Here is an 18,904-nt window from a genome sequence, read left to right on the forward strand (position 1 = left end):
ATGAACAATACCATCGAAACTATACTTAATCATCGGTCGATCCGATCATTTACTGACGAGCTTCTGACAGCAGAAGAGATAGATACATTAGTGAAAAGCGCCCAGGCGGCATCAACGTCCAGTTACGTGCAGGCTTACTCCATCATCGGCGTAACCGATAAGGAGAAAAAGCGGAAGCTGGCGGCACTGGCCGGAAACCAGCCTTACGTCGAGAATAACGGGCACTTGTTTGTATTTTGCGCTGATTTGTACCGCCATAAAAAACTTGCTGAGGAAAAAGGCGAAAACATTACCGAGCTTCTTGAGAATACAGAAATGTTTATGGTCAGCGTCATTGATGCCGCACTTGCCGCACAAAACGTAAGTGTTGCCGCGGAATCAATGGGACTTGGCATTTGTTATATCGGAGGCATTCGAAATGAACTTGATCAGGTGACGGAAGTGCTTGGTACACCTGACCATGTGCTGCCGCTGTTCGGCTTGGTAGTCGGTCATCCCGCTCATCCGTCCGGTCAAAAGCCGCGCCTGCCGAAACAAGCCGTATATCATGAAAACACGTACGATACGAATGAAGAACACTTCCGCAGTTATATGAAGGAATATGATGAAACCATTTCCGCTTATTATGATAAAAGGACAAACGGCAAGCGGGTTGAAACGTGGTCTGATCAAATCCTGCAGTTCATGAAACAAAAACCGAGAACCTATTTAAATCAATATGTAAAAGATAAAGGTTTTCAAAAGAATTAAGAAAAAACCTCTCCTGACCGGGAGAGGTTTTTTTATGTTTCACGTGTAACATATTTCGACAAAATGGAACAAGGTATATTAATGTTTATCATCAGGGATGCTTATAAGCATACAGAAAGAAAAAACGGCTTAGCAGTGGTACGATGTTGATGAGGTGACAGTGATGATTTCATTAAGCATATTAGATCAATCTCCTGTATCAGAAGGGAGTTCCGCGGAAAGCGCGCTGCGGGATACAGTAAGACTGGCGCAGGAGGCGGAAAAGCTTGGATATAAGAGGTTTTGGGTGTCAGAGCATCATTTTTCAGAGCGGTTGGCGGGTTCAAGCCCTGAAGTGCTGATCAGCCATATTGCGGCGAAAACGAATGAGATTCGTGTAGGCTCGGGCGGTGTCATGCTTCCGCATTACAGCGCATATAAGGTGGCGGAGAATTTCCGCGTGCTTGAAGGGTTGACGCCGGGCAGAATCGATCTCGGATTAGGGAGAGCGCCGGGCGGAATGCCGATCGCATCATGGGCGCTGAATGACGGCGGGAAGCGTAATGCTGATCAATATCCGCAGCAGCTTCGTGAGCTGGCGATGTATTTGCATGATACAGCTGATGACAATCACCGTTTTCCGAATCTGACCGCATCACCCCTTATTAAGACGGCGCCGGAAGTCTGGCTTCTCGGTTCTTCGGGGGAAAGCGCGCTTCTGAGCGCAGAAATGGGAGCAGGCTATATGTTTGCCCATTTTATTAATGGAGAAGGCGGAGAAAGCACGACAGCACAATATAAGCGCAGATTTAAACCTTCCGCATTAGGAAAAGAACCAAAAACGGCCGTGGCTGTGTTTGTGCTGTGCGCGGACACGGAGGAGAAAGCGGAGGAACTCGCGGCCGTCATGGATTATACGCTGCTTGCGGGTGAACAGGGGATTCCGCTTCACGGCGTACCGTCTTACGAAACCGTCCGCGGAAATACGTATACACCGTATGAACAAAGACGAATTGCCGATAATCGGAATCGAATGATCATCGGAACGAAGCAACAAGTGAAAGAACAGATTCTGGCTCTCAGTAAAGCATACGGAACGGAAGAAGTGATGGCTGTAACCATTGCTCATCATTTTGAAGATAAACTTCAGTCATACCGCCTGCTTCGAGAAGCTTTTGCCGAATGATCAGAAAGAAACCCTGCTGATGCTCCAGCAGGGTTGTTCGGTTATTCAATGATAAAAGGTTTTTCAGTCAGCACCTGGCTTGATTTCCCTTTGTTCGCGGCATAGGCCAGCATATAATATTCTCCTGCCGGCAGTGCGGTGTCACCATTGACTTTGCCGTTCCAGTCGAAATATTGATAGCCTTTATCCTGCTTTTTGTAGATGCCGGCTTGGCCGACAAAGTCAAGATTGCTGTCATATACAAGGAAGGCAAGCTCTTCGGCTCCCGCCGGAAGATAGGTTTCAATTTGGTAGGTTCCCTGCGTTGTGCCGTCCTGCACGTCGATTGACGTCACGCGCGGATAGTCCGGCTCTTTTACAATCAGCAGCGTCGGCACTTTTGCAACTGTTTTTCCGCCTTCTCGCACTGTGACGGTTCCCTCATAGGTGCCTGCCTTTACTTTTTTGGCATTGACCTTTACTTTCGCATTGACCTTTCCGGTTTGATGAGCGGGGATCACGACCCGGTCTGTGCCCGAAACGGTAATGCCCCTGCCGTTGAAAGAGTACTCGAGCTGATATGATTTTCTGATGGACGATTGATTTTCAATCGTAAAGGTTTCTTTTTTCGTTTCATTGCCTTTGTCTTTCATAAACGTTCCGTAAGAATAACTTCCCGGGGCGACAAGGGAGTCTGCTTTGATCGCCTTCATGATTCTGATGCTTCCGGCACCTTGCGCATTATGCGGGTATACGTCACCGTCCGCGTCCGTTAAGGTTTCCGCCGTGTTCATGAGAGCGGCTTTTATTTGTTCCGGGCTCCATTTCGGTTTGGCCTGCTTGATGACGGCAGCTGCGCCGGCTACATGCGGGGAAGCCATGCTCGTTCCCTGCTTCGATCCGTAGCCGTACGGGTCGGCCGGATCATGGGTCGGAATGGTGCTGACGACGTTTACGCCGGGGGCGGAGACGTCAGGTTTAATCATCCACGTGTCCATAACCGGACCGCGTGACGAAAAGTCTGCCATTTGTTCAGTGAGCGATTTAGCCACGGATAAATTGAAAGTCGCTTTTGTGCCGCCCGCTTTTAATTGGCTGACGAGTTTTTCGCCGTCTTCTGATGAAAGCTTAATCGTCGGCACGGACATGCCCGGTACGTTTGCTTCAATTTCTCCCGGGGCATTGTTATACACAACCATACCGATCGCGCCCGCTTTTTTGGCGTTGTCTGCTTTATCCACAAAGGCGATGCTGCCCCGTTTGACGACAGCGACTTTTCCCTTCAGATCTTTGCCTTCAAAATCCTTTTGCTCGCCGATACCCGCCTCTATGAGCTCTGTTTCTTTTTTATTCAGTGCTTTTATGTCATCTTCTTTGTTGTAGCCCATTACTTTCGCTGAGGAATAGGAACCGAAGGACACGGCGTACTCGTTCAGCGGCAGCTGGGTCGCTCCGACGGAGATGGCTTCTCTGGACGTTCCCGGAGAGCCGACGGTCCAATTGTTCGGCCCGCTGTTTCCGTTTGATGTAACGGCCGTGACGCCTTCTGACATCGCCCAGTCAAGCGCCGTGCTTGTCGCCCAGTCTGGGTTATTCACAGAATTGCCGAGAGAAAGGTTCATGACATCCGCTCCGTCCTGTACGGCGCGTTCGATGCCGGCGATGACGTTCTCCGTTGTTCCGCTTCCGCCCGGACCGAGCACACGGTAGGCAAGGAGTGTAGCATCCGGCGCGACGCCTTTGATCGTTCCGTTTGCCGCTACCGTGCCCGCGACATGGGTTCCGTGGTCAGTCGACGCGCCTCTCGGATCACCGGACGGCGTTTCTTCAGGATCGTAATCGTTATCCACAAAATCGTATCCTTTATATTGTCCGAAATTTTTCTTTAAGTCAGGGTGTTTATATTCGACACCGGTGTCAATAATGGCAACCTTGACGCCTTTACCCGTATAGCCGAGCTTCCACGCGTCATTTGCCCCTATATAAGGCGCGCTGTCATCCATCTGCGGAGACACGGCATCCTTAGATAGGGTGATGTCTTTATCTTTGAGCTGATCGGTATGATAGGTGACATTCGGATAAACCGCTTTGACATCCTGATCACTCAGCAGTTTGGGGATTTCATTTGCCGGGAGTTTCATGGAGAAGCCGGAAAACACTTGCTCATATTCCCTGTTAATTTTTCCGTGTTTAATGGTTTTGAGCGCTTTCTTTTTCACTTTTGCGCGTTCGCTTTTCAGCCTGCTTTTTGTCTGTGCTTTGCCGAGTTCCTTTGCTTCCGCCAGTGACTTTTCCTTCAGCTCCACGATGACTGTCGTTTGTTTGCCGGTGGTCATATCAATGTCACCGAACACCTCAGCCTTCTCAAGATCAGGAGTTTGCGGTTTTGAAGCCGGCGCAGCCTGTGAACTTGTGGATAAGGTAAAGGATAAGACAAAAGCCGGAAGCAGATAACGGATGATTCCTTTTTTCAATCGTGTTTCCCCCTTTTTTCTTTATCTAAATTAGAAATCTAGTATATATTTCTTGAAAATTCAAAATAATCCTTGTGACATATGACTCATTTATGGAAATTGGTCTGTGAATAAGGAGGGAGTTATACACAGAATCCTGTGTATAACTGAATAAATTTGTGTATATATATTGTTGGGAACGAGTGTTCCTATACAAAATATAGATCGAGTTTGTGGATATGTGGATATGCCCTGTGTTTAAGCTGTGCTTAACCAAGGGATAAGGTGTGTATAACTTTTTTTATCGGCTTTTCCATTTTTCAGGTCATTTCCATCAGCTTTCAACAAAACTTCTGAAAACTAGTTTGTTTTTTCACTCATATTGTGACAAACAATTCGCCCGGCCGCGTCTATCATAGAGTCATAGGGTTGCTAGACCCGCTAGTTTTTAGCGGAGAAGGATCGGCCGCCTTTTCCGTTAAAGCGGAGAGAAAAACAGGCCTGCGAACAAGCTGTCTGTCAAAAAGAAGCGGAGGGATGATTTGCAATGAAACGTTTGCTAGTATCTTTACGGGTGTGGATGGTCTTTCTGATGAACTGGATGGCGCCGGGTAACGGAAGATATCCATTAGCCGCCGTGTACGGAAACCAAGCGGCTTATCATAAGAAAGCGAAGCGGACGGCTGGGGCTTTTTCGTTTGTGAGCCGTGTCCGATCGGCGGATTTGACCGATGAAACGAAATCGGCCCGCGGCAGGCTGGATAAAAACCGATGGATGCCTGTCCGCAAAGAATTGCCGAAACGGGAGCGCGCGGGTCCGGCACCTTTACATCATATGAAAAAGAGGGTACAATCCCACTAAACATATGAACGGGAGCGAACCTCTTGAGAATAGACAAAGTATTAAATAACAATGCGGCGTTAATAAAAGAAGACGGACGGGAAAAGATCGTAATGGGTCCCGGAATCGCTTTTCAAAAGAGAAAAAATGATGTGATTCAAAAACATAAAATTGAAAAAATATTTGTCGTGCACGACGAAAATGAAAAGTTCAAACAAGTGTTAGAAACGCTTCCCGAAGAGCATATAGAGGCGGCTGAAGATATCATCAGCCATGCGGAGGGAGAGCTTGCGGCACCTTTGAGCGATCACATCCACATTGCGCTGGCGGACCATTTATCCTTTGCGATCGAAAGGATTCAAAACGGCCTTCAGGTGCATAACCGATTGCTTCATGAAATTAAGGCGCTTTATAAAAAAGAATATGAGATCGGCCGCTGGGCGGTTGAACACGTGAAACAAACCCTCGGTATATCATTGCCTGATGATGAGGCGGGGTATATCGCGCTTCATATCCACACTGCCAAGGCGGATGCCAAAAGCATGTATTCGGCGATGAAGCATACAACCATGATCAAAGAAATGATCGAAAAGATCGAATCCTTTTTCGAACAGAAGGTGGATGAAGACAGTATTTCCTATCAGCGCCTCGTCACGCACTTACGGTATGCGGTCAGCCGGTTGGACTCAAATGAAGCACTCCATTCCATGGACGAGGAGATGCTTTATTTCATCCAAAAAAAGTATCCGTTTGCTTATCGGTGTGCGCTTGAACTGGCGGCGTTTTTAAAAACTGAATATGATTTGGAGCTGCCGGAATCCGAGGCCGGCTATATCACGCTGCATGTCCAGCGTCTGCAAAAAAACCCGGAATAACGCGTCTGTTTCGAGAAACAGACTTTTTTTTTGAAAACATATTGACGAAAGCGCTATCATGAAATAGAATGAAAGCGCATTAAAAAAACTGAATCCGGCGGGATTGTGACTGGTAATGCAGGCAAGACCTAAAATTTGCGTACATGAAAAAGGGATCATGCTGACCTTTTTCGTTGGCGAATTTTAGGTCTTTTTTGATTTTAGAAAGGGGGATACATCATGAATTATCAAGAAACGGCAAAACAGCTTATCAAACATATCGGAGGGGAATCAAATGTCATCAGCGCGACACATTGCGCGACGCGGCTCAGGCTCGTCATTCAAGATGAACAGAAGATCAGCCAGGCCGGCATTGAAGAAATAGAAGGCGTAAAAGGGGCTTTCAGCAGCTCGGGGCAATATCAGATTATATTCGGCACCGGCCTCGTGAATAAAGTGTATGACGCTTTTTCAAAAGAAGCCGATTTGGGGCGGGAAGATCGTGAGACACATCAGGACGCAGCGAAAAAAAAGCTGAATCCGGCCGCAAGATTTGCGAAGACACTGTCTAACATATTCGTTCCCATCATTCCGGCTATCGTGGCAAGCGGACTTTTAATGGGGCTGCTTGGCATGATGAAGGCTTTTCACTGGGTGTCTGAACAATCATCGCTGTTTAAGCTTTTAGACATGTTTTCAAGCGCGGCGTTTATCTTCCTGCCCGTATTCATCGGGTTCAGCGCGGCGAAGGAATTTGGCGGTAATGCCTATCTCGGTGCCGTGCTCGGGGGAATTATGATCCATCCGGCGCTTTTGAATCCGTGGGGGCTTGCGGATGCATCGCCTGATTTTATGCAGCTCTTCGGCTTCGACATTGCGCTGCTCGGCTACCAAGGGACGGTCATCCCCGTACTGTTAGCCGTTTACATTATGAGCAAAGTGGAAAAGGGCACGAGAAAAATTGTGCCTCACGCATTCGATTTATTGGTCACGCCGTTTGTCACGGTGATTGTCACAGGATTTATCACCTTTATCGCAATCGGTCCGCTTGGCAGGGCGATCGGATCAGGCATTACCGTCTCGCTGACATATGTGTATGATCATGCGGGCATTGTTGCCGGACTGCTTTTCGGCGGTCTTTATCCGCTTATTGTGCTTACCGGTGTGCATCACAGCTTTCATGCGATTGAGGCCGGCCTCATCGCTGATTTGGGCAGAAACTATATCCTTCCTATCTGGTCGATGGCGAATGTCGCTCAGGGCGCGGCGGGACTGGCTGTATTTTTCCTGACGAAAAAAGCGAAAATGAAAGAAATCGCTCTGCCGGCCGCATTTTCCGCTTTTCTCGGTGTAACCGAACCAGTCATTTTCGGTGTGAACCTAAGATACCGCAAGCCGTTTATCGCGGGAATGATCGGCGGAGCGCTGGGCGGAGCCTATGTCGTGGTGACCGGTGTCGCCGCCAATGCCTACGGTCTGACCGGAATTCCGATGATTGCCATCACGGCTCCGCTCGGTTTAGGAAATCTTATAAACTATCTGATCGGAATAGGCATCGCCTCTGTCTCGGCGTTTATTGCCGCTTACATTATGGGAGCTAAAGAAAAGGAGGCCGTCAAATGAGGACACCGGATCAAGAGCTGCGCCTGCAGGCTGAGGAAGCGAAAAAGAAGCGGGGAGAAACAGCCGCGTCAGATCCATACCGCCAGAACTATCATATTATGCCGCCGGTCGGGCTTTTAAATGATCCGAACGGCGTGATCCAATGGAACGGCGTATATCACTTGTTTTTTCAATGGCAGCCATTTCATACGGGGCACGGCGCGAAATTTTGGGCGCATGTGACGACGAAGGATTTCGTTGAGTGGAAAGAGGAAGAAATCGCGCTTGCACCGGGTGAGTGGTATGACAAAAACGGCTGCTATTCCGGAAGCGCCATCGAAAAAGACGGGCGGCTCTGCCTGATGTACACAGGCAATGTCCGTGACGGAGAAGGCAATCGGGAAACGTATCAATGCCTCGCCGTATCCGAAGACGGGATCGTATTTGAAAAAAAAGGAGTTGTCGCGCGTCTCCCGGAAGGCTATACCGCTCATTTCCGTGATCCGAAGGTTTGGAAGAAAGACGGAGCGTATTACATGGTGCTTGGCGCGCAGACAGAAAAACTCACCGGAAGCGCTGTGTTGTTCACATCAGAGAACTTGACGGATTGGACGTTTCTCGGTGCGATTGCGGGGGCGGACTCCGGCGGTCTCGGGTCATTCGGTTATATGTGGGAATGTCCCGACCTGTTTTCCCTTGACGGAACCGACGTGCTGCTCGTATGTCCGCAGGGGCTTGAAGCCGACGGGATAGAATATCATAACAGCCACCAGGCGGGCTATTTCCTCGGCAGGCTGCATACAGAGCCGCCAGAATTTAAGCACGGTGAATTTACGGAGCTTGACAGAGGATTTGACTTTTACGCGGCGCAGACGCTGGAAGATGATAAGGGACGGAGAATTCTGTTCGCGTGGATGGGCGTTCCGGATCAGCATGAGGACAAACATCCGACACATGCGTATCACTGGATTCACTGCTTAACGATGCCGAGACAGCTGTCACTGTCCAACGGCAGAATCATACAGCGCCCGCTTTCGGAAATGAAATCACGCCGCACGGATGAACAAAAGCACCGTCTTCAATTGAATTGCTCGTCTGTAAGCCTCCCGGTGAAAGATGCGTCCCGGGCTGAAGTGCTGCTGGAGGACATCACTTGCGAATCCGGTTTTGAAATCTCAATTCGGGGCGCGGCCCGGTTTATATTTCATCAGGAAGAGGGGCTGGCTGTGCTGGAGCGCACCGCTTTCAGCGGAGAAGAAAAAGAAAAGAGAAGCTGCTCCATCAGCGAGGTGCATTCCGTGCAGCTCTTTCTGGATGCATCCTCGATTGAATTGTTTTTGAATGATGGAGAAGAGGTATTCAGCGCCAGATATTTTCCTTTCCCGGGAAATGATGACGTAACCGTCACTTCGGCAGGAAAAACGGAAATAAATGGCTCAATTTGGACACTTTTGTAGAAAATCGTTCTTTTTTCTTATGTGAAACCTATGCCATCTGTGCTATTCTTCAAACGAAAGCCTATGATTCCAGGAATAAAAGGAGTTGTTTTCTCAGTTTTGAAAAATCAGAAGATGACGCCGAAATGTTTACTTGTCAAAGCCGCAGAGCAAGTGGAAGATAAGCGGGAAGAATATAAAGAAGTATTGCTTCAGCTGAATCGCATGCTCAAGAGAGCTGAGCCGCACAATGAATGGAGTGATCGGCTGATGCATACATATGAACAGATGAAGGAATATGCGCTGTTTGTGCAGTCTATTGAGATGTTTTTGCGGTCATCCGCGAAAAAAATGAAATAATCCCCCTCGGGTAATGAGGGGGATATTTATTTTATTTTCCGCTAAGACGCATCGCCGAATGTTTAGTCGGTCCGATGTATTGGTTCAGCGGGAAGGATTCTTTGATTGCCGCGGTGATAAATTCTTTTGCCGCATAGATGGCTTCCTTCACTTCAGAGCCTTTGGCCAGTTCTGCCGTCACGGCGGCGGAGAATGTGCATCCGGCTCCGTGCGTGTAAGGTGTATCAATCATTTCGCTTTCTAATACTTCCGCGGTTTCTCCGTCATACAGCACGTCGATCGCTTTTTCATGTTTCAATTTGCCTCCGCCTGTAATCAATACATATTTCGCGCCGAGTTCGTGAATTTTCTTGGCCGCTTCTTTCATGTCTTCCACCGTTTTTAATTCATCCATACCGCTCAGCTGGCTTGCTTCAAACAGGTTTGGCGTGATGACGGTTGCCAGAGGCGCCAATTGGGTGCGAAGCGCTTCGGCATGCTCCGGATACAGCACTTCGTTCGCTCCTTTGCAGACCATGACAGGATCGATAACGACATTCTTCAGCTGTTTTTCTTTAATCGTTTTCGCCGCAAGCTCTATGATCTCCACGGTAGGGAGCATTCCCGTTTTCATGGCGTCTACGCCGATTCCGTCAACAATCGTCGCCAGCTGTGCGCGAATCGTATCGGCATCGATCGGAAATACTTGATGATCCCAGCTGTTCTCCGGGTCCATCGCTACGATCACGGTCAAAGCCGTCATTCCGTATACGTTTTTTTCTTGAAATGTTTTTAAATCGGCCTGAATTCCCGCGCCGCCGCTGGAATCAGAACCGGCAATAGTAAGTGCTTTGTGCATTGACATATCAATGGCCTCCATCAGTGTTTTATATCTCATTATAGTTAGATTTTCTTTCGATCACAATACGGAAGGCTTGGAGGAATGATTTGACAGCCGCGGGGGATGTGCGTACAATACCTACATAAGATTACTAGGTAAGGGTGAGAAAATAAATGCTCAACAGGGAGCTTGTAAAGGGAAGCACGGTCATTCTGGTGCTGACGCTGCTGAATGAACGGCCCATGTACGGGTATGAACTTGTGAAAGAAATGGAGAAAAGAAGCGGGAATGAACTGCAAATGAAGGAAGGCACGCTGTACCCATCGCTTCATAAGCTTGAACGCCAAAGCTATATTTCTTCTTACTGGGAAAAGCAGACCAAAGGGCCGGACCGAAAATATTACCGGATCACCGATGAAGGAAAAAACATTCTAGCCGAACGGACGAAGGAATGGAATCTGTTCTCTGCTCTGATGGACCGGATGCTGAAGCGGGGCGGGCAGAATGGATAAGGACCTTTATGTGCAGGAAATCAGAAAAGGGCTGGAAGGCAAGGCCGGAAGCCGTGAATTATTAAAAGAAATCGAAAGCCATATTCATCATGCCATTTGTGATCATCTGGAAAAAGGCAAAACCGAAAGCGAAGCGATGGCGCTTATTCTGCGGGAAGTGGGGACTCCGTCTGAGATTATCTCTGCTTTTCAAAAAGCTTCGGCGATGCCCGCGCGGACTTTTATGCTCTTTTATCTGTTCTGCAACTGCGGTCTTTTTGTGATGGGGGCGATGATTACGATGATGCACGCGTGGAGGATTCATCCCGCTGTTGACGCGCTGTGGAAAGGGATTTCCGTGTCAGTATGGCTGATTATGATCGGTTATGTGCTGTATTGGTTCCAAATCGGCTATCAAGCTGGCAAAGAGTTCGGGGCTGGCGGAAAAAAGCTTGCTGAGCGGACGGTATGGGCTTCAATGGTGCCGAATCTATGTTTTATGTTTGTCTTTTTGTTCAACCTGGTTCCGGCTGGGCTGTTTCCTTCGGCGGTCACACCGAGTTTTGCGGCAGTATGCGCCGTTGTGACGGTATGTTTTCCGTTTTGCGGAAAAATAGGTTTTTACGCAGGCAGGCAGAGACTTGCCTGATCTTTTTCACTATATACATAGGGAATCTATATAGGGGTGTTAAAATGAGATTAGGTTCGTGGATGTACGGCGCGTGCGCCCAAATAGCCGTAACCGTATTTACCGTCTGCAGCTTGGTTCTTGCATTGCCCGTTGTGAGTCTTTTTATTATGGTTCTGAATGGGATGCAAGACGCTGTTTTTGTTGTTTTCAGTATTTTGCTTCTTCTATTATTTTATGCGCTGGGATGGATTTGGGCCGTTTCGTTTGCGCGTGAGTGGAAGGTGAAACTTTTCGAGCTGCAGATCAGTTCGCTCATTCCGCTGGCGGGTATATTATACTTGTACATTGACAGCGGGGTGAGTATACCGGAACTGATTCATGATTGGCATGAGGATGGATGTGCGCTTGTCCCGCCGGCTTTTGTCTGCTTGTGCACAAGCTATGCGATGGTGTTGGTGCCTGTTTATCAATCAAAACTTTGGAACGCCATGGAGGCGGGCAGACTTAATGCCAAGGCGGTATGCACTGTTTGGGGAGACCTTCTGATCATTCTCGTTTTGCTGGCGGGCATGACCTGGATTTGTTTCTGAATGGGCCGAAATCAAAAATCCCCCCTGATCTCTCCGCCGCTTTATGTTTTAATAGAACATGAGAAAAAGCAGAAGGAGCGGATCATGAATATATCAATTGTCATAGTCACGTATAATCGGATTCCGGCTTTGTGTGAGCTGCTGGAGTCGATTTCCATGCAGACCATAAAGCCTTATGAAGTGATCATTGTAAATGATGCCGGGGAATCGGTCGAACAAGCGAAGCAGCTGTACAGCGATCTGCCGATTCAGATTATTGATTTAGAACAGAATGCCGGACATGTGGAAGCGCGGAACGCAGGTGTGAAAAAAGCGTCGGGTGATTGCATCATGCTGTGCGATGATGATGATTTCATTACGCCGGGCCATTTGGAAAGAATGGCGGCTGCACTTGCTGATGCGGATTTTGTCCATTCTGACGCGGAAATTGTGTCATTTGAAGAACGGGGCGGCACGAGATACCCGGTGTCACGAAAGCCTTTCGCCTATACGGCGGATTATGCGGATATGCGGGTATTTTCCACGTACGTTCCGTCAGGCAGCATGTACAGACGTTCTCTGCATGACACGTTAGGGTATTTTGATCCGGATGTCCATAATTATTGGGACTGGGACTTTTATTTGCGCGCCGCGAAACAGCACCGTGTGAAGCGTGTTCCTTGCGCGAGCGTCATATATGCGTTTTTTGAGGGAGGCGGCAATCAGTCCGCGGATCTCGGCGGCAAACGGAAGCGGTACTTAGACCGGTTAAGCGAAAAGCACGGGCTTGGGGAGCTCCCGACGAAAAACTTCGCGGTTCTTCTTGAAGAGCCGGACATGAAGAGGCGGGAGGCGCCGACTGACATTGTGTGGGACGGAAAGCCCGTCCATTCAAGACTGCACAGTTCATAAGGGGGACGGACAGTTTGAAACAGCTTTTAAAGGACAGCTGGTGGAATCAGCTGAAAGATGAATTTGACAAACCGTATTATCAAGAGCTGAGAGAGATGCTGAAACAAGAATACAGCAGCCAAACGATTTATCCTGACAGCCATGATATTTTTAACGCCTTGCATTATACGCCCTATGAGGATGTAAAAGCGGTCATTCTCGGACAGGACCCGTATCACGGGCCAGGACAGGCGCACGGGCTTAGTTTTTCCGTTCAGCCCGGGGTCAGGCAGCCGCCGTCTTTGAAAAATATTTTCATAGAGCTTCAGGACGATATCGGCTGCTCCGTACCGAACCACGGATCGCTCGTCAGCTGGGCAAAGCAGGGAGTGCTTTTGTTAAACACAGTGCTTACGGTTCGCCGCGGTCAGGCCAATTCCCACAAAGGCAAGGGATGGGAGCGGCTCACTGACCGCATCATTGATGTGGTGAATGAAAGAGAGAAGCCGATTGTCTTTATCCTATGGGGGCGTCACGCGCAGATGAAAAAAGAGCGCATTGACACATCGAAACACATTATTATTGAATCGACTCATCCGAGCCCGTTTTCGGCAAGGAACGGTTTTTTCGGGAGCAGACCGTTTTCCCGTACAAACGCCGCCCTTGAAAAAATGGGGGAGCAGCCGATCGATTGGTGCATCCCCGACCTGCCGCAATAAACGGTTTTTTGAGGCGCTTCCGCCCGGCGGTAAGCGCCTTTTTTGGCGTTCAGGGCGGTATGCCGTCAGAAAAAATAACAAACTCAATTCTGCGATTCGCTCAGAAATTTGATAAAATGCAGGAAGAAGACAAATTACTGCTGGAGGATTTACTCATGAACATACATATCTCTGCTTTGATTCAGAAGATGGAAGAAGAACTGAGGCAGGCGAAAACGGCGACCCGCACCGAGGAGGTCAAAATGCACGCGGCTGCCATCCGCTCTCTGTGTGATGTCGTGCTCGGCACTCAGACGCACACCGCTCCGGCGCCAGTGCAGAATCCGATTCCGAAAGCGGCGCCGAAACCTTCCGCGTCTCCTTCGACAGACCCGCTGCTGCTTGAAAAAATGATGGGCAGCGCCGGGCTGAACCAATATCAGAAAAAAGCGAAAGACGAACGTGAGGAAGACGGAAACGGGGATTCCATTTTCGATTTTTAACAGGAGAGGTTGATTGACTTGAAACTGATACTCGGGGGTTTGCAATGGACGGCATTTATGATTGCGGCTGCGATTGTAGTTCCTGTCGCCATCGCACAATCATTTCACTTGAACCATGCCGATTCTGCCGCATTGATTCAGAGCACATTTTTTGTGCTTGGCGTCGCCGCGGTCATCCAATGTCTCCAGGGACATCGTCTGCCGATTAATGAAAGCCCGGCAGGCTTATGGTGGGGCGTATACACGATTTACGGCGGACTGACTGGCACGGTGTTCGCGACATTCGGCGAGACGCTGCGGGCGCTGCAGGGGGCGCTGTTATTAAGCGCTGTCTTTTTCTTTTTGTTCAGCCTTTTTAAAGTGATTGAACGGCTGGCCGTGCTGTTTACGCCGGTTGTGACCGGTGTGTATCTGCTGCTGTTGGTCATGCAGCTGAGTCAGCCGATTGTGAAAGGCCTTTTGGGCATCGGCTATTTAAAAAACAGCGTCGACGGCCTTGTATTCGGGCTCGCCATGGTTGTGACGGCGGCGATGTTCATCATGTCCCGATCGAATGTTACGTTCTTAAGACAGTATGCGATTCTCCTTTCGCTTGCCGGCGGATGGATCTTATTCGCCGTCTTCGGCGCTGCCAAACCGATTCAAATACCGGACCGCGTGATTCAGCTGCCGGCTCTTTTTCCGTTTGGAAAACCCGTGTTTGACAGCGGCCTGATCATTACATCACTCTTCATTACCGTGCTTTTGATTGTCAATATGCTCGCGAGCATCCGGGTTGTAGAAGCGGCGGTGAAAAAATTCGGCGGCACCGTCGGGAAACGGCGTGAGCGTCCGGCTGGGTTTGCGGCTTCGATCAGCCACCTTTTGAGCGGACTGTCAGGGGGCATTGCGCCTGTGCCGATTTCAGGGGCGGCCGGTTTTATTGAGACGACGAAGCTTCCTTCGAAAAAGCCGTTTCTTTTGGGAAGTGTATTTGTCGTGATCATCAGTATGATCCCGCTATTTATGAATGCGTTTGCGAGTCTGCCCTCACCGGTCGGCTTTGCGGTAAACTTCGTCGTTTTCTCCACGATGGCCGGTCTCGCCTTTACGGAGTTTGACTCTTATGAGAAAGCGGAGCAAAAACGAATCCGCTCCATTATCGGTCTGGCGCTCCTGACGGGGGTCGGCGTAATGTTTGTGCCGGAGAGCGCGTTATCGGGGATGCATCCGATCCTGATTTCGCTCTTAAGCAACGGTCTTGTGCTCGGGACGCTGCTGGCGATAGCGATTGACCGAATCCAGCTTATCAAAAAGAAAAAATCCGACAATCTCGTGTCATCGGACGGCGGACGTTGAATTTTGCCGATGTTGGGTTATGATTGAATTGGAAACTTTAACGAAAAGGCGGGAGAAAAATAGATGAAAGTGTTTATTATTCTTGGTGCGATTAACGCTTTATTGGCCGTGGCGCTGGGCGCTTTCGGCGCGCATGGGCTTGAAGGGAAAATCCCCGATAAATATTTGCAGGTGTGGCATACAGGCGTGCAATATCATATGTATCACGCGCTCGGTCTTCTGGCTGTCGCGTTTTTGACCGAAAAGCTTTCTGGCGCAGGCAGTGTTTCTGTTGCGGGCTGGCTGATGTTTGCGGGCATCGTTCTGTTTTCAGGAAGCCTGTACGTATTGAGCGTGACGCAGATTTCCATTCTCGGCGCGATTACACCGCTCGGCGGCGTGGCGTTTATCATCTCTTGGATTATGATTATCGTCGCGGCCGTCAAATATTTATAAAGAAAAAAAGCCAATCCTCTGTCAAATGAGCGATTGGCTTTTTGATTTATCTCGGAGAATAAGAAGACATGGAGTACGGATAAGTATAAGCGATTTCCTCATCAAACGTGATGTAATCAAGGTAAATGGTCAGAAGCAGATAGCGGGTGCCCGTTTTCGGATCGCTGATGATGATATGGTCACGTCCCGCTGCCTGAATCACACCGCGGAAAATCTTTGAATTCCATTCTTTGCTGTTTTCAAATGTCATATAAATCGTCGCCGTTTTGCCCCGGTTCAACCGCAGAATATTTTCAATGTATGACTCTTCAATCGGCAGCATGCCGGGAACGTTTTGTGACGATGATGGACCTGACGGAATCTGAAAGCTGCCGCCGCCCTGCTGCTGCGGCTGGCCGGGGAACCCCCCGCCGAAGCTCTGCTGGCCTTGCTGCATCGGCATTGTCATTTGCTGCTGCATCGGCATCATTTGTGATCCTTGGCCCTGAGGCTGCGGATAAGGATTAGGCCCGAGCTGCGGCTGGTATCCTTGCATATCCATTCCCATTCCCATCCCCATCCCCTGCATTTGCTGATATTGATTCTTTTTCGGTTTCATATTGTTCCTCCTTTGATGAAAACCTCTTGATGCTGAAACCTCCTGACAAGTATCAGACAGCCGACAGAGCGGCTGCTGTTTTTATCTATTCCACCATATGAGCCCAAAGAAAGATTTATGCGAAAAAAGAAAATACGCTCCAATGAGTCCGGACATCAGAGCCGGCTTTTTTTGTGCGCGCAATGCTGACTTTTCACATAATAGTCTGTATTCCTAGCGCATCTTCCGCATAAGGAACATATGATAGCGGTAGTTTCAGGTGCGAAAAGGGGGTGACGAGTTGCCTAAAGTGTCAGTGATCATGACGAGCTATAACAAAAGTGACTATGTGGCCCGCTCTATTAAAAGTATTCTGTCTCAGACGTTTACGGACTTTGAGCTGTTCATTATGGATGACAACTCAAATGAAGCGACATTGGCGGAAATACGTCCTTTTCTCACGGATGACCGCGTCCGGTTTTATCAAAGCGATGTATCGGGCGTCAAAGAAAGAACGGAAAAAACACGCTACGCCGCCTTGATTAATCAGGCAATAGAAATGGCGGAGGGCGAGTACGTGACGTATGCGACCGACGACAACACGTATGTGCCGGAACGGCTTGAGAAAATGGTGAAAGAGCTTGATGAAGACCCGGAAAAAGCCGTCGTGTATTCAAGTTCCAAAACCTATCATCTGAATCAGCGGAAAGAGACGGTGAAGGAGACGGCCAGGCCCGCCGAACGGATCGTGTGGAACGCGCCGTGCGCCATTGACCATTGTTCGGTCATGCACCGGTTTTCCGTGCTGGAACAGGTCAAATCGGCATTCGGTTCCTATTGGGATGAAAGCCCGGCGTTTTACCGGATTGGTGACGCCCGTTTCTTCTGGAGAGTGAATCATTTTTATCCGTTTTACCCGATTTCTGAGGAGCTTGATATCAATTATATTACCGATCAATCCATCCATTATCAGCTTTTCGCGGCGGAGAAAAACGAGTTTGTGAACAGCCTTCCGCAGCAGACCACGTGCCGGGAGCTGAGGGAATCATTAAAAAAGCTTGGAAAGGGGTGAGGGCTTGTCGGCATACTTAGCGAACTATTGGGTGCTGTACCGGCAGTATATTGACCTTTTTCAGTCACTTCGCTACAAAGACATCCCGCTCGCATTGATCAGTAATTTTTATCAATATATCAGTCCGGCGCTTCGGGAGAGCATGGAGCAGAACCCAGAGCTTTTCGGTCCGGCTGATCAGCATATTCCTGAAGCCGGTATACAGCCATATTATGATCAAAAAAGGCAAAACATTAAGAAAACAGATGAGAAACCGGTAAACGGAAAGGTCATTCTGCATTTCGATCATCTTCGGTTCACCGAGGGAAACTACCGGCAGTTTGATCCGGCAAAAACAGCGGTACTGGCCAGATGGAGTCTGCCTGACCATTACGGGCTGCCCGTTATCTGCAAATTGGAGCTGACGGGAATGGGGCAAAAAGGGAACCCCGTCCCTTATATTGAAAAAGCCCATTCCATTTTGAAAGAGCTTCACAGCCATCCCGCTTTCGGAAACAGAGAATTTCAGGAACGTTTGTATAAAGACATCCCGTTATTTATTGAAGCGATTGACGCCATTGATATTTTGTTTACGGCCGAAAAGATTTCCGCCGTTGTAGTCGGCACGACGGAGGATATTTACAGCCGTGTGCTGGCGCTGATGTCCGCGAAAAAAAACGCCGTCAGCATCTGTCTGCAGCACGGAGCGCTCATGGGAGATGAAGCGTTTCTGCCCGTATTTACGGACTATCAGGCCGTATTCGGGGCTTATGAAGCGGAGTGGTATAAAGCAAAAGGCTGCAGGGATGAACAAATCATCATCACGGGGCATCCCCGTTTCGACGAGATTTTCTCAAGAGAGCCGATAGATCAGGACACGTTTTACCGCAAACTTTCTTTTCTCCCGTCACAGCGGACGGCGCTGATCGCCACGCAGCCGTTTTCTGATGAATTTTATACGGGCGTGCTTGAAGAGCTTGCCGGCCAAAAGAACATGCAGCTCATTATTAAACCGCATCCGTGGGAAATCGGCAAAAACAAGCTGGATGCTTACAATCAGGTGCTGCGGAAATATAAAGCAGGCAAAATCATCAAAAAAGAGATGGAGCTGTATGATATTCTCCCGTATGTTGACGCTGCGGTGACACAGACATCAACGGTCGGTCTTGAAGCGATGCTGTTTCAAAAGCCCGTGCTGATCGGAAAATCAGCGGGAACCCGCCGATACCCTTATTATCACTCACTTGGAGAATTTGTCTTTGAGGACCCGCAGGCACTTGCTCAGGAATTAATCCGGATATGCGAAAGCCCCGCAGAATATCAAAAAGCGGAACAGGCGCGCCGTGCTTTTGTCGCCGCGAACTACCCGGTTCAGGATTCGCTTGCCGCTTTATGCCAAGTGCTTCAGGAAAAAACCGGAGTCAGCTTCAGACGGGTTGACCCTTCATAAAAAAGATAGG

Annotated in this window: 20 protein-coding genes; 17 read left to right on the forward strand and 3 right to left on the reverse strand. The window is 49.0% G+C overall.

Features of this window, described 5'->3' with window-relative positions; genetic code table 11:
• Both nfsA and BGM27_RS11325 read left to right on the forward strand, forming a co-directional pair.
• Positions 1-750, forward strand: a complete 750-nt coding sequence (nfsA, locus tag BGM27_RS11320) for an oxygen-insensitive NADPH nitroreductase (RefSeq protein ID WP_007407708.1) — start codon at positions 1-3, stop codon at positions 748-750.
• A 163-nt stretch (positions 751-913) separates the two neighbouring features.
• Positions 914-1,915, forward strand: coding sequence for an LLM class flavin-dependent oxidoreductase (locus tag BGM27_RS11325; RefSeq protein WP_007407707.1), 1,002 nt, complete (start codon positions 914-916; stop codon positions 1,913-1,915).
• Positions 1,916-1,956: 41 nt separating this feature from the next.
• Here BGM27_RS11325 and BGM27_RS11330 read toward each other — a convergent pair whose 3' ends face one another.
• Complete coding sequence (locus BGM27_RS11330; RefSeq protein WP_007407706.1) at positions 1,957-4,368, reverse strand: S8 family peptidase; 2,412 nt, start codon at positions 4,366-4,368, stop codon at positions 1,957-1,959.
• 526 nt (positions 4,369-4,894) lie between these two features.
• On the opposite strand from BGM27_RS11330, the gene BGM27_RS11335 reads away from it, so the two are divergent.
• From BGM27_RS11335 to BGM27_RS11355, 5 genes are all read left to right on the forward strand, one after another.
• On the forward strand, positions 4,895-5,209 hold the full coding sequence (locus BGM27_RS11335; RefSeq protein WP_003150952.1) for a hypothetical protein: 315 nt from the start codon (positions 4,895-4,897) through the stop codon (positions 5,207-5,209).
• 23 nt (positions 5,210-5,232) lie between these two features.
• Entirely contained in the window at positions 5,233-6,063 is an 831-nt protein-coding gene (locus BGM27_RS11340) for a PRD domain-containing protein (protein ID WP_007407705.1), read from the forward strand.
• Positions 6,064-6,282: 219 nt separating this feature from the next.
• Positions 6,283-7,665, forward strand: coding sequence for a sucrose-specific PTS transporter subunit IIBC (locus BGM27_RS11345; RefSeq protein WP_007407704.1), 1,383 nt, complete (start codon positions 6,283-6,285; stop codon positions 7,663-7,665).
• Entirely contained in the window at positions 7,662-9,101 is a 1,440-nt protein-coding gene (locus BGM27_RS11350; RefSeq protein ID WP_007407703.1) for a sucrose-6-phosphate hydrolase, read from the forward strand. The genes BGM27_RS11345 and BGM27_RS11350 overlap by 4 nt, the downstream gene beginning before the upstream one ends.
• Before the next feature lie 63 nt (positions 9,102-9,164).
• On the forward strand, positions 9,165-9,440 hold the full coding sequence (locus tag BGM27_RS11355; RefSeq protein WP_042635591.1) for a hypothetical protein: 276 nt from the start codon (positions 9,165-9,167) through the stop codon (positions 9,438-9,440).
• Positions 9,441-9,471: 31 nt separating this feature from the next.
• Here BGM27_RS11355 and BGM27_RS11360 read toward each other — a convergent pair whose 3' ends face one another.
• Positions 9,472-10,284 (reverse strand): bifunctional hydroxymethylpyrimidine kinase/phosphomethylpyrimidine kinase, encoded by an 813-nt coding sequence (locus BGM27_RS11360; protein ID WP_007407701.1) that lies wholly within the window; start codon positions 10,282-10,284, stop codon positions 9,472-9,474.
• A 149-nt stretch (positions 10,285-10,433) separates the two neighbouring features.
• Here BGM27_RS11360 and BGM27_RS11365 point away from each other — a divergent pair, with 149 nt between their 5' ends.
• From BGM27_RS11365 to BGM27_RS11400, 8 genes are all read left to right on the forward strand, one after another.
• Positions 10,434-10,772 (forward strand): PadR family transcriptional regulator, encoded by a 339-nt coding sequence (locus BGM27_RS11365; protein ID WP_003150960.1) that lies wholly within the window; start codon positions 10,434-10,436, stop codon positions 10,770-10,772.
• Positions 10,765-11,400, forward strand: a complete 636-nt coding sequence (locus tag BGM27_RS11370) for a permease prefix domain 1-containing protein (protein ID WP_007407700.1) — start codon at positions 10,765-10,767, stop codon at positions 11,398-11,400. The genes BGM27_RS11365 and BGM27_RS11370 overlap by 8 nt, the downstream gene beginning before the upstream one ends.
• 44 nt (positions 11,401-11,444) lie before the next feature.
• Positions 11,445-11,972 (forward strand): hypothetical protein, encoded by a 528-nt coding sequence (locus BGM27_RS11375; RefSeq protein ID WP_007407699.1) that lies wholly within the window; start codon positions 11,445-11,447, stop codon positions 11,970-11,972.
• An 84-nt stretch (positions 11,973-12,056) separates the two neighbouring features.
• Positions 12,057-12,863: a glycosyltransferase family 2 protein gene (locus BGM27_RS11380; protein WP_007407698.1), complete on the forward strand. Its 807-nt coding sequence runs from the start codon at positions 12,057-12,059 to the stop codon at positions 12,861-12,863.
• 14 nt (positions 12,864-12,877) lie between these two features.
• Positions 12,878-13,561: a uracil-DNA glycosylase gene (locus tag BGM27_RS11385; protein ID WP_012118732.1), complete on the forward strand. Its 684-nt coding sequence runs from the start codon at positions 12,878-12,880 to the stop codon at positions 13,559-13,561.
• Positions 13,562-13,620: 59 nt separating this feature from the next.
• Complete coding sequence (locus tag BGM27_RS11390; RefSeq protein ID WP_015387535.1) at positions 13,621-14,043, forward strand: YwdI family protein; 423 nt, start codon at positions 13,621-13,623, stop codon at positions 14,041-14,043.
• A gap of 18 nt (positions 14,044-14,061) precedes the next feature.
• Positions 14,062-15,381 (forward strand): purine/pyrimidine permease, encoded by a 1,320-nt coding sequence (locus tag BGM27_RS11395; protein WP_007407695.1) that lies wholly within the window; start codon positions 14,062-14,064, stop codon positions 15,379-15,381.
• Positions 15,382-15,444: 63 nt separating this feature from the next.
• Positions 15,445-15,816: a DUF423 domain-containing protein gene (locus BGM27_RS11400; protein WP_007407694.1), complete on the forward strand. Its 372-nt coding sequence runs from the start codon at positions 15,445-15,447 to the stop codon at positions 15,814-15,816.
• A gap of 46 nt (positions 15,817-15,862) precedes the next feature.
• Here the strand turns inward: BGM27_RS11400 and gerQ are convergent, their stop codons facing one another.
• Entirely contained in the window at positions 15,863-16,414 is a 552-nt protein-coding gene (gerQ, locus tag BGM27_RS11405; protein WP_007407693.1) for a spore coat protein GerQ, read from the reverse strand.
• Between the two features lie 280 nt (positions 16,415-16,694).
• On the opposite strand from gerQ, the gene BGM27_RS11410 reads away from it, so the two are divergent.
• Positions 16,695-17,465, forward strand: coding sequence for a glycosyltransferase family 2 protein (locus tag BGM27_RS11410; protein WP_003150972.1), 771 nt, complete (start codon positions 16,695-16,697; stop codon positions 17,463-17,465).
• 4 nt (positions 17,466-17,469) lie between these two features.
• Complete coding sequence (locus BGM27_RS11415) at positions 17,470-18,894, forward strand: capsular polysaccharide export protein, LipB/KpsS family (protein ID WP_007407692.1); 1,425 nt, start codon at positions 17,470-17,472, stop codon at positions 18,892-18,894.
• Positions 18,895-18,904: the final 10 nt, after the last annotated feature.

Source organism: Bacillus sp. FJAT-27001, assembly GCF_019039175.1.
Lineage (GTDB): Bacteria > Bacillota > Bacilli > Bacillales > Bacillaceae > Bacillus > Bacillus velezensis.

Excerpts from the sequence above, each read along its gene's own strand:
- nfsA (WP_007407708.1), top strand. The coding sequence starts at position 1 with ATGAACAATACCATCGAAACTATACTTAATCATCGGTCGATCCGATCA.
- BGM27_RS11325 (WP_007407707.1), top strand. The coding sequence starts at position 914 with ATGATTTCATTAAGCATATTAGATCAATCTCCTGTATCAGAAGGGAGT.
- BGM27_RS11335 (WP_003150952.1), top strand. The coding sequence starts at position 4,895 with ATGAAACGTTTGCTAGTATCTTTACGGGTGTGGATGGTCTTTCTGATG.
- BGM27_RS11345 (WP_007407704.1), top strand. The coding sequence starts at position 6,283 with ATGAATTATCAAGAAACGGCAAAACAGCTTATCAAACATATCGGAGGG.
- BGM27_RS11350 (WP_007407703.1), top strand. The coding sequence starts at position 7,662 with ATGAGGACACCGGATCAAGAGCTGCGCCTGCAGGCTGAGGAAGCGAAA.
- BGM27_RS11355 (WP_042635591.1), top strand. The coding sequence starts at position 9,165 with ATGATTCCAGGAATAAAAGGAGTTGTTTTCTCAGTTTTGAAAAATCAG.
- BGM27_RS11360 (WP_007407701.1), bottom strand. The coding sequence starts at position 10,284 with ATGTCAATGCACAAAGCACTTACTATTGCCGGTTCTGATTCCAGCGGC.
- BGM27_RS11365 (WP_003150960.1), top strand. The coding sequence starts at position 10,434 with ATGCTCAACAGGGAGCTTGTAAAGGGAAGCACGGTCATTCTGGTGCTG.
- BGM27_RS11370 (WP_007407700.1), top strand. The coding sequence starts at position 10,765 with ATGGATAAGGACCTTTATGTGCAGGAAATCAGAAAAGGGCTGGAAGGC.
- BGM27_RS11375 (WP_007407699.1), top strand. The coding sequence starts at position 11,445 with ATGAGATTAGGTTCGTGGATGTACGGCGCGTGCGCCCAAATAGCCGTA.
- BGM27_RS11380 (WP_007407698.1), top strand. The coding sequence starts at position 12,057 with ATGAATATATCAATTGTCATAGTCACGTATAATCGGATTCCGGCTTTG.
- BGM27_RS11390 (WP_015387535.1), top strand. The coding sequence starts at position 13,621 with ATGCCGTCAGAAAAAATAACAAACTCAATTCTGCGATTCGCTCAGAAA.
- BGM27_RS11400 (WP_007407694.1), top strand. The coding sequence starts at position 15,445 with ATGAAAGTGTTTATTATTCTTGGTGCGATTAACGCTTTATTGGCCGTG.
- gerQ (WP_007407693.1), bottom strand. The coding sequence starts at position 16,414 with ATGAAACCGAAAAAGAATCAATATCAGCAAATGCAGGGGATGGGGATG.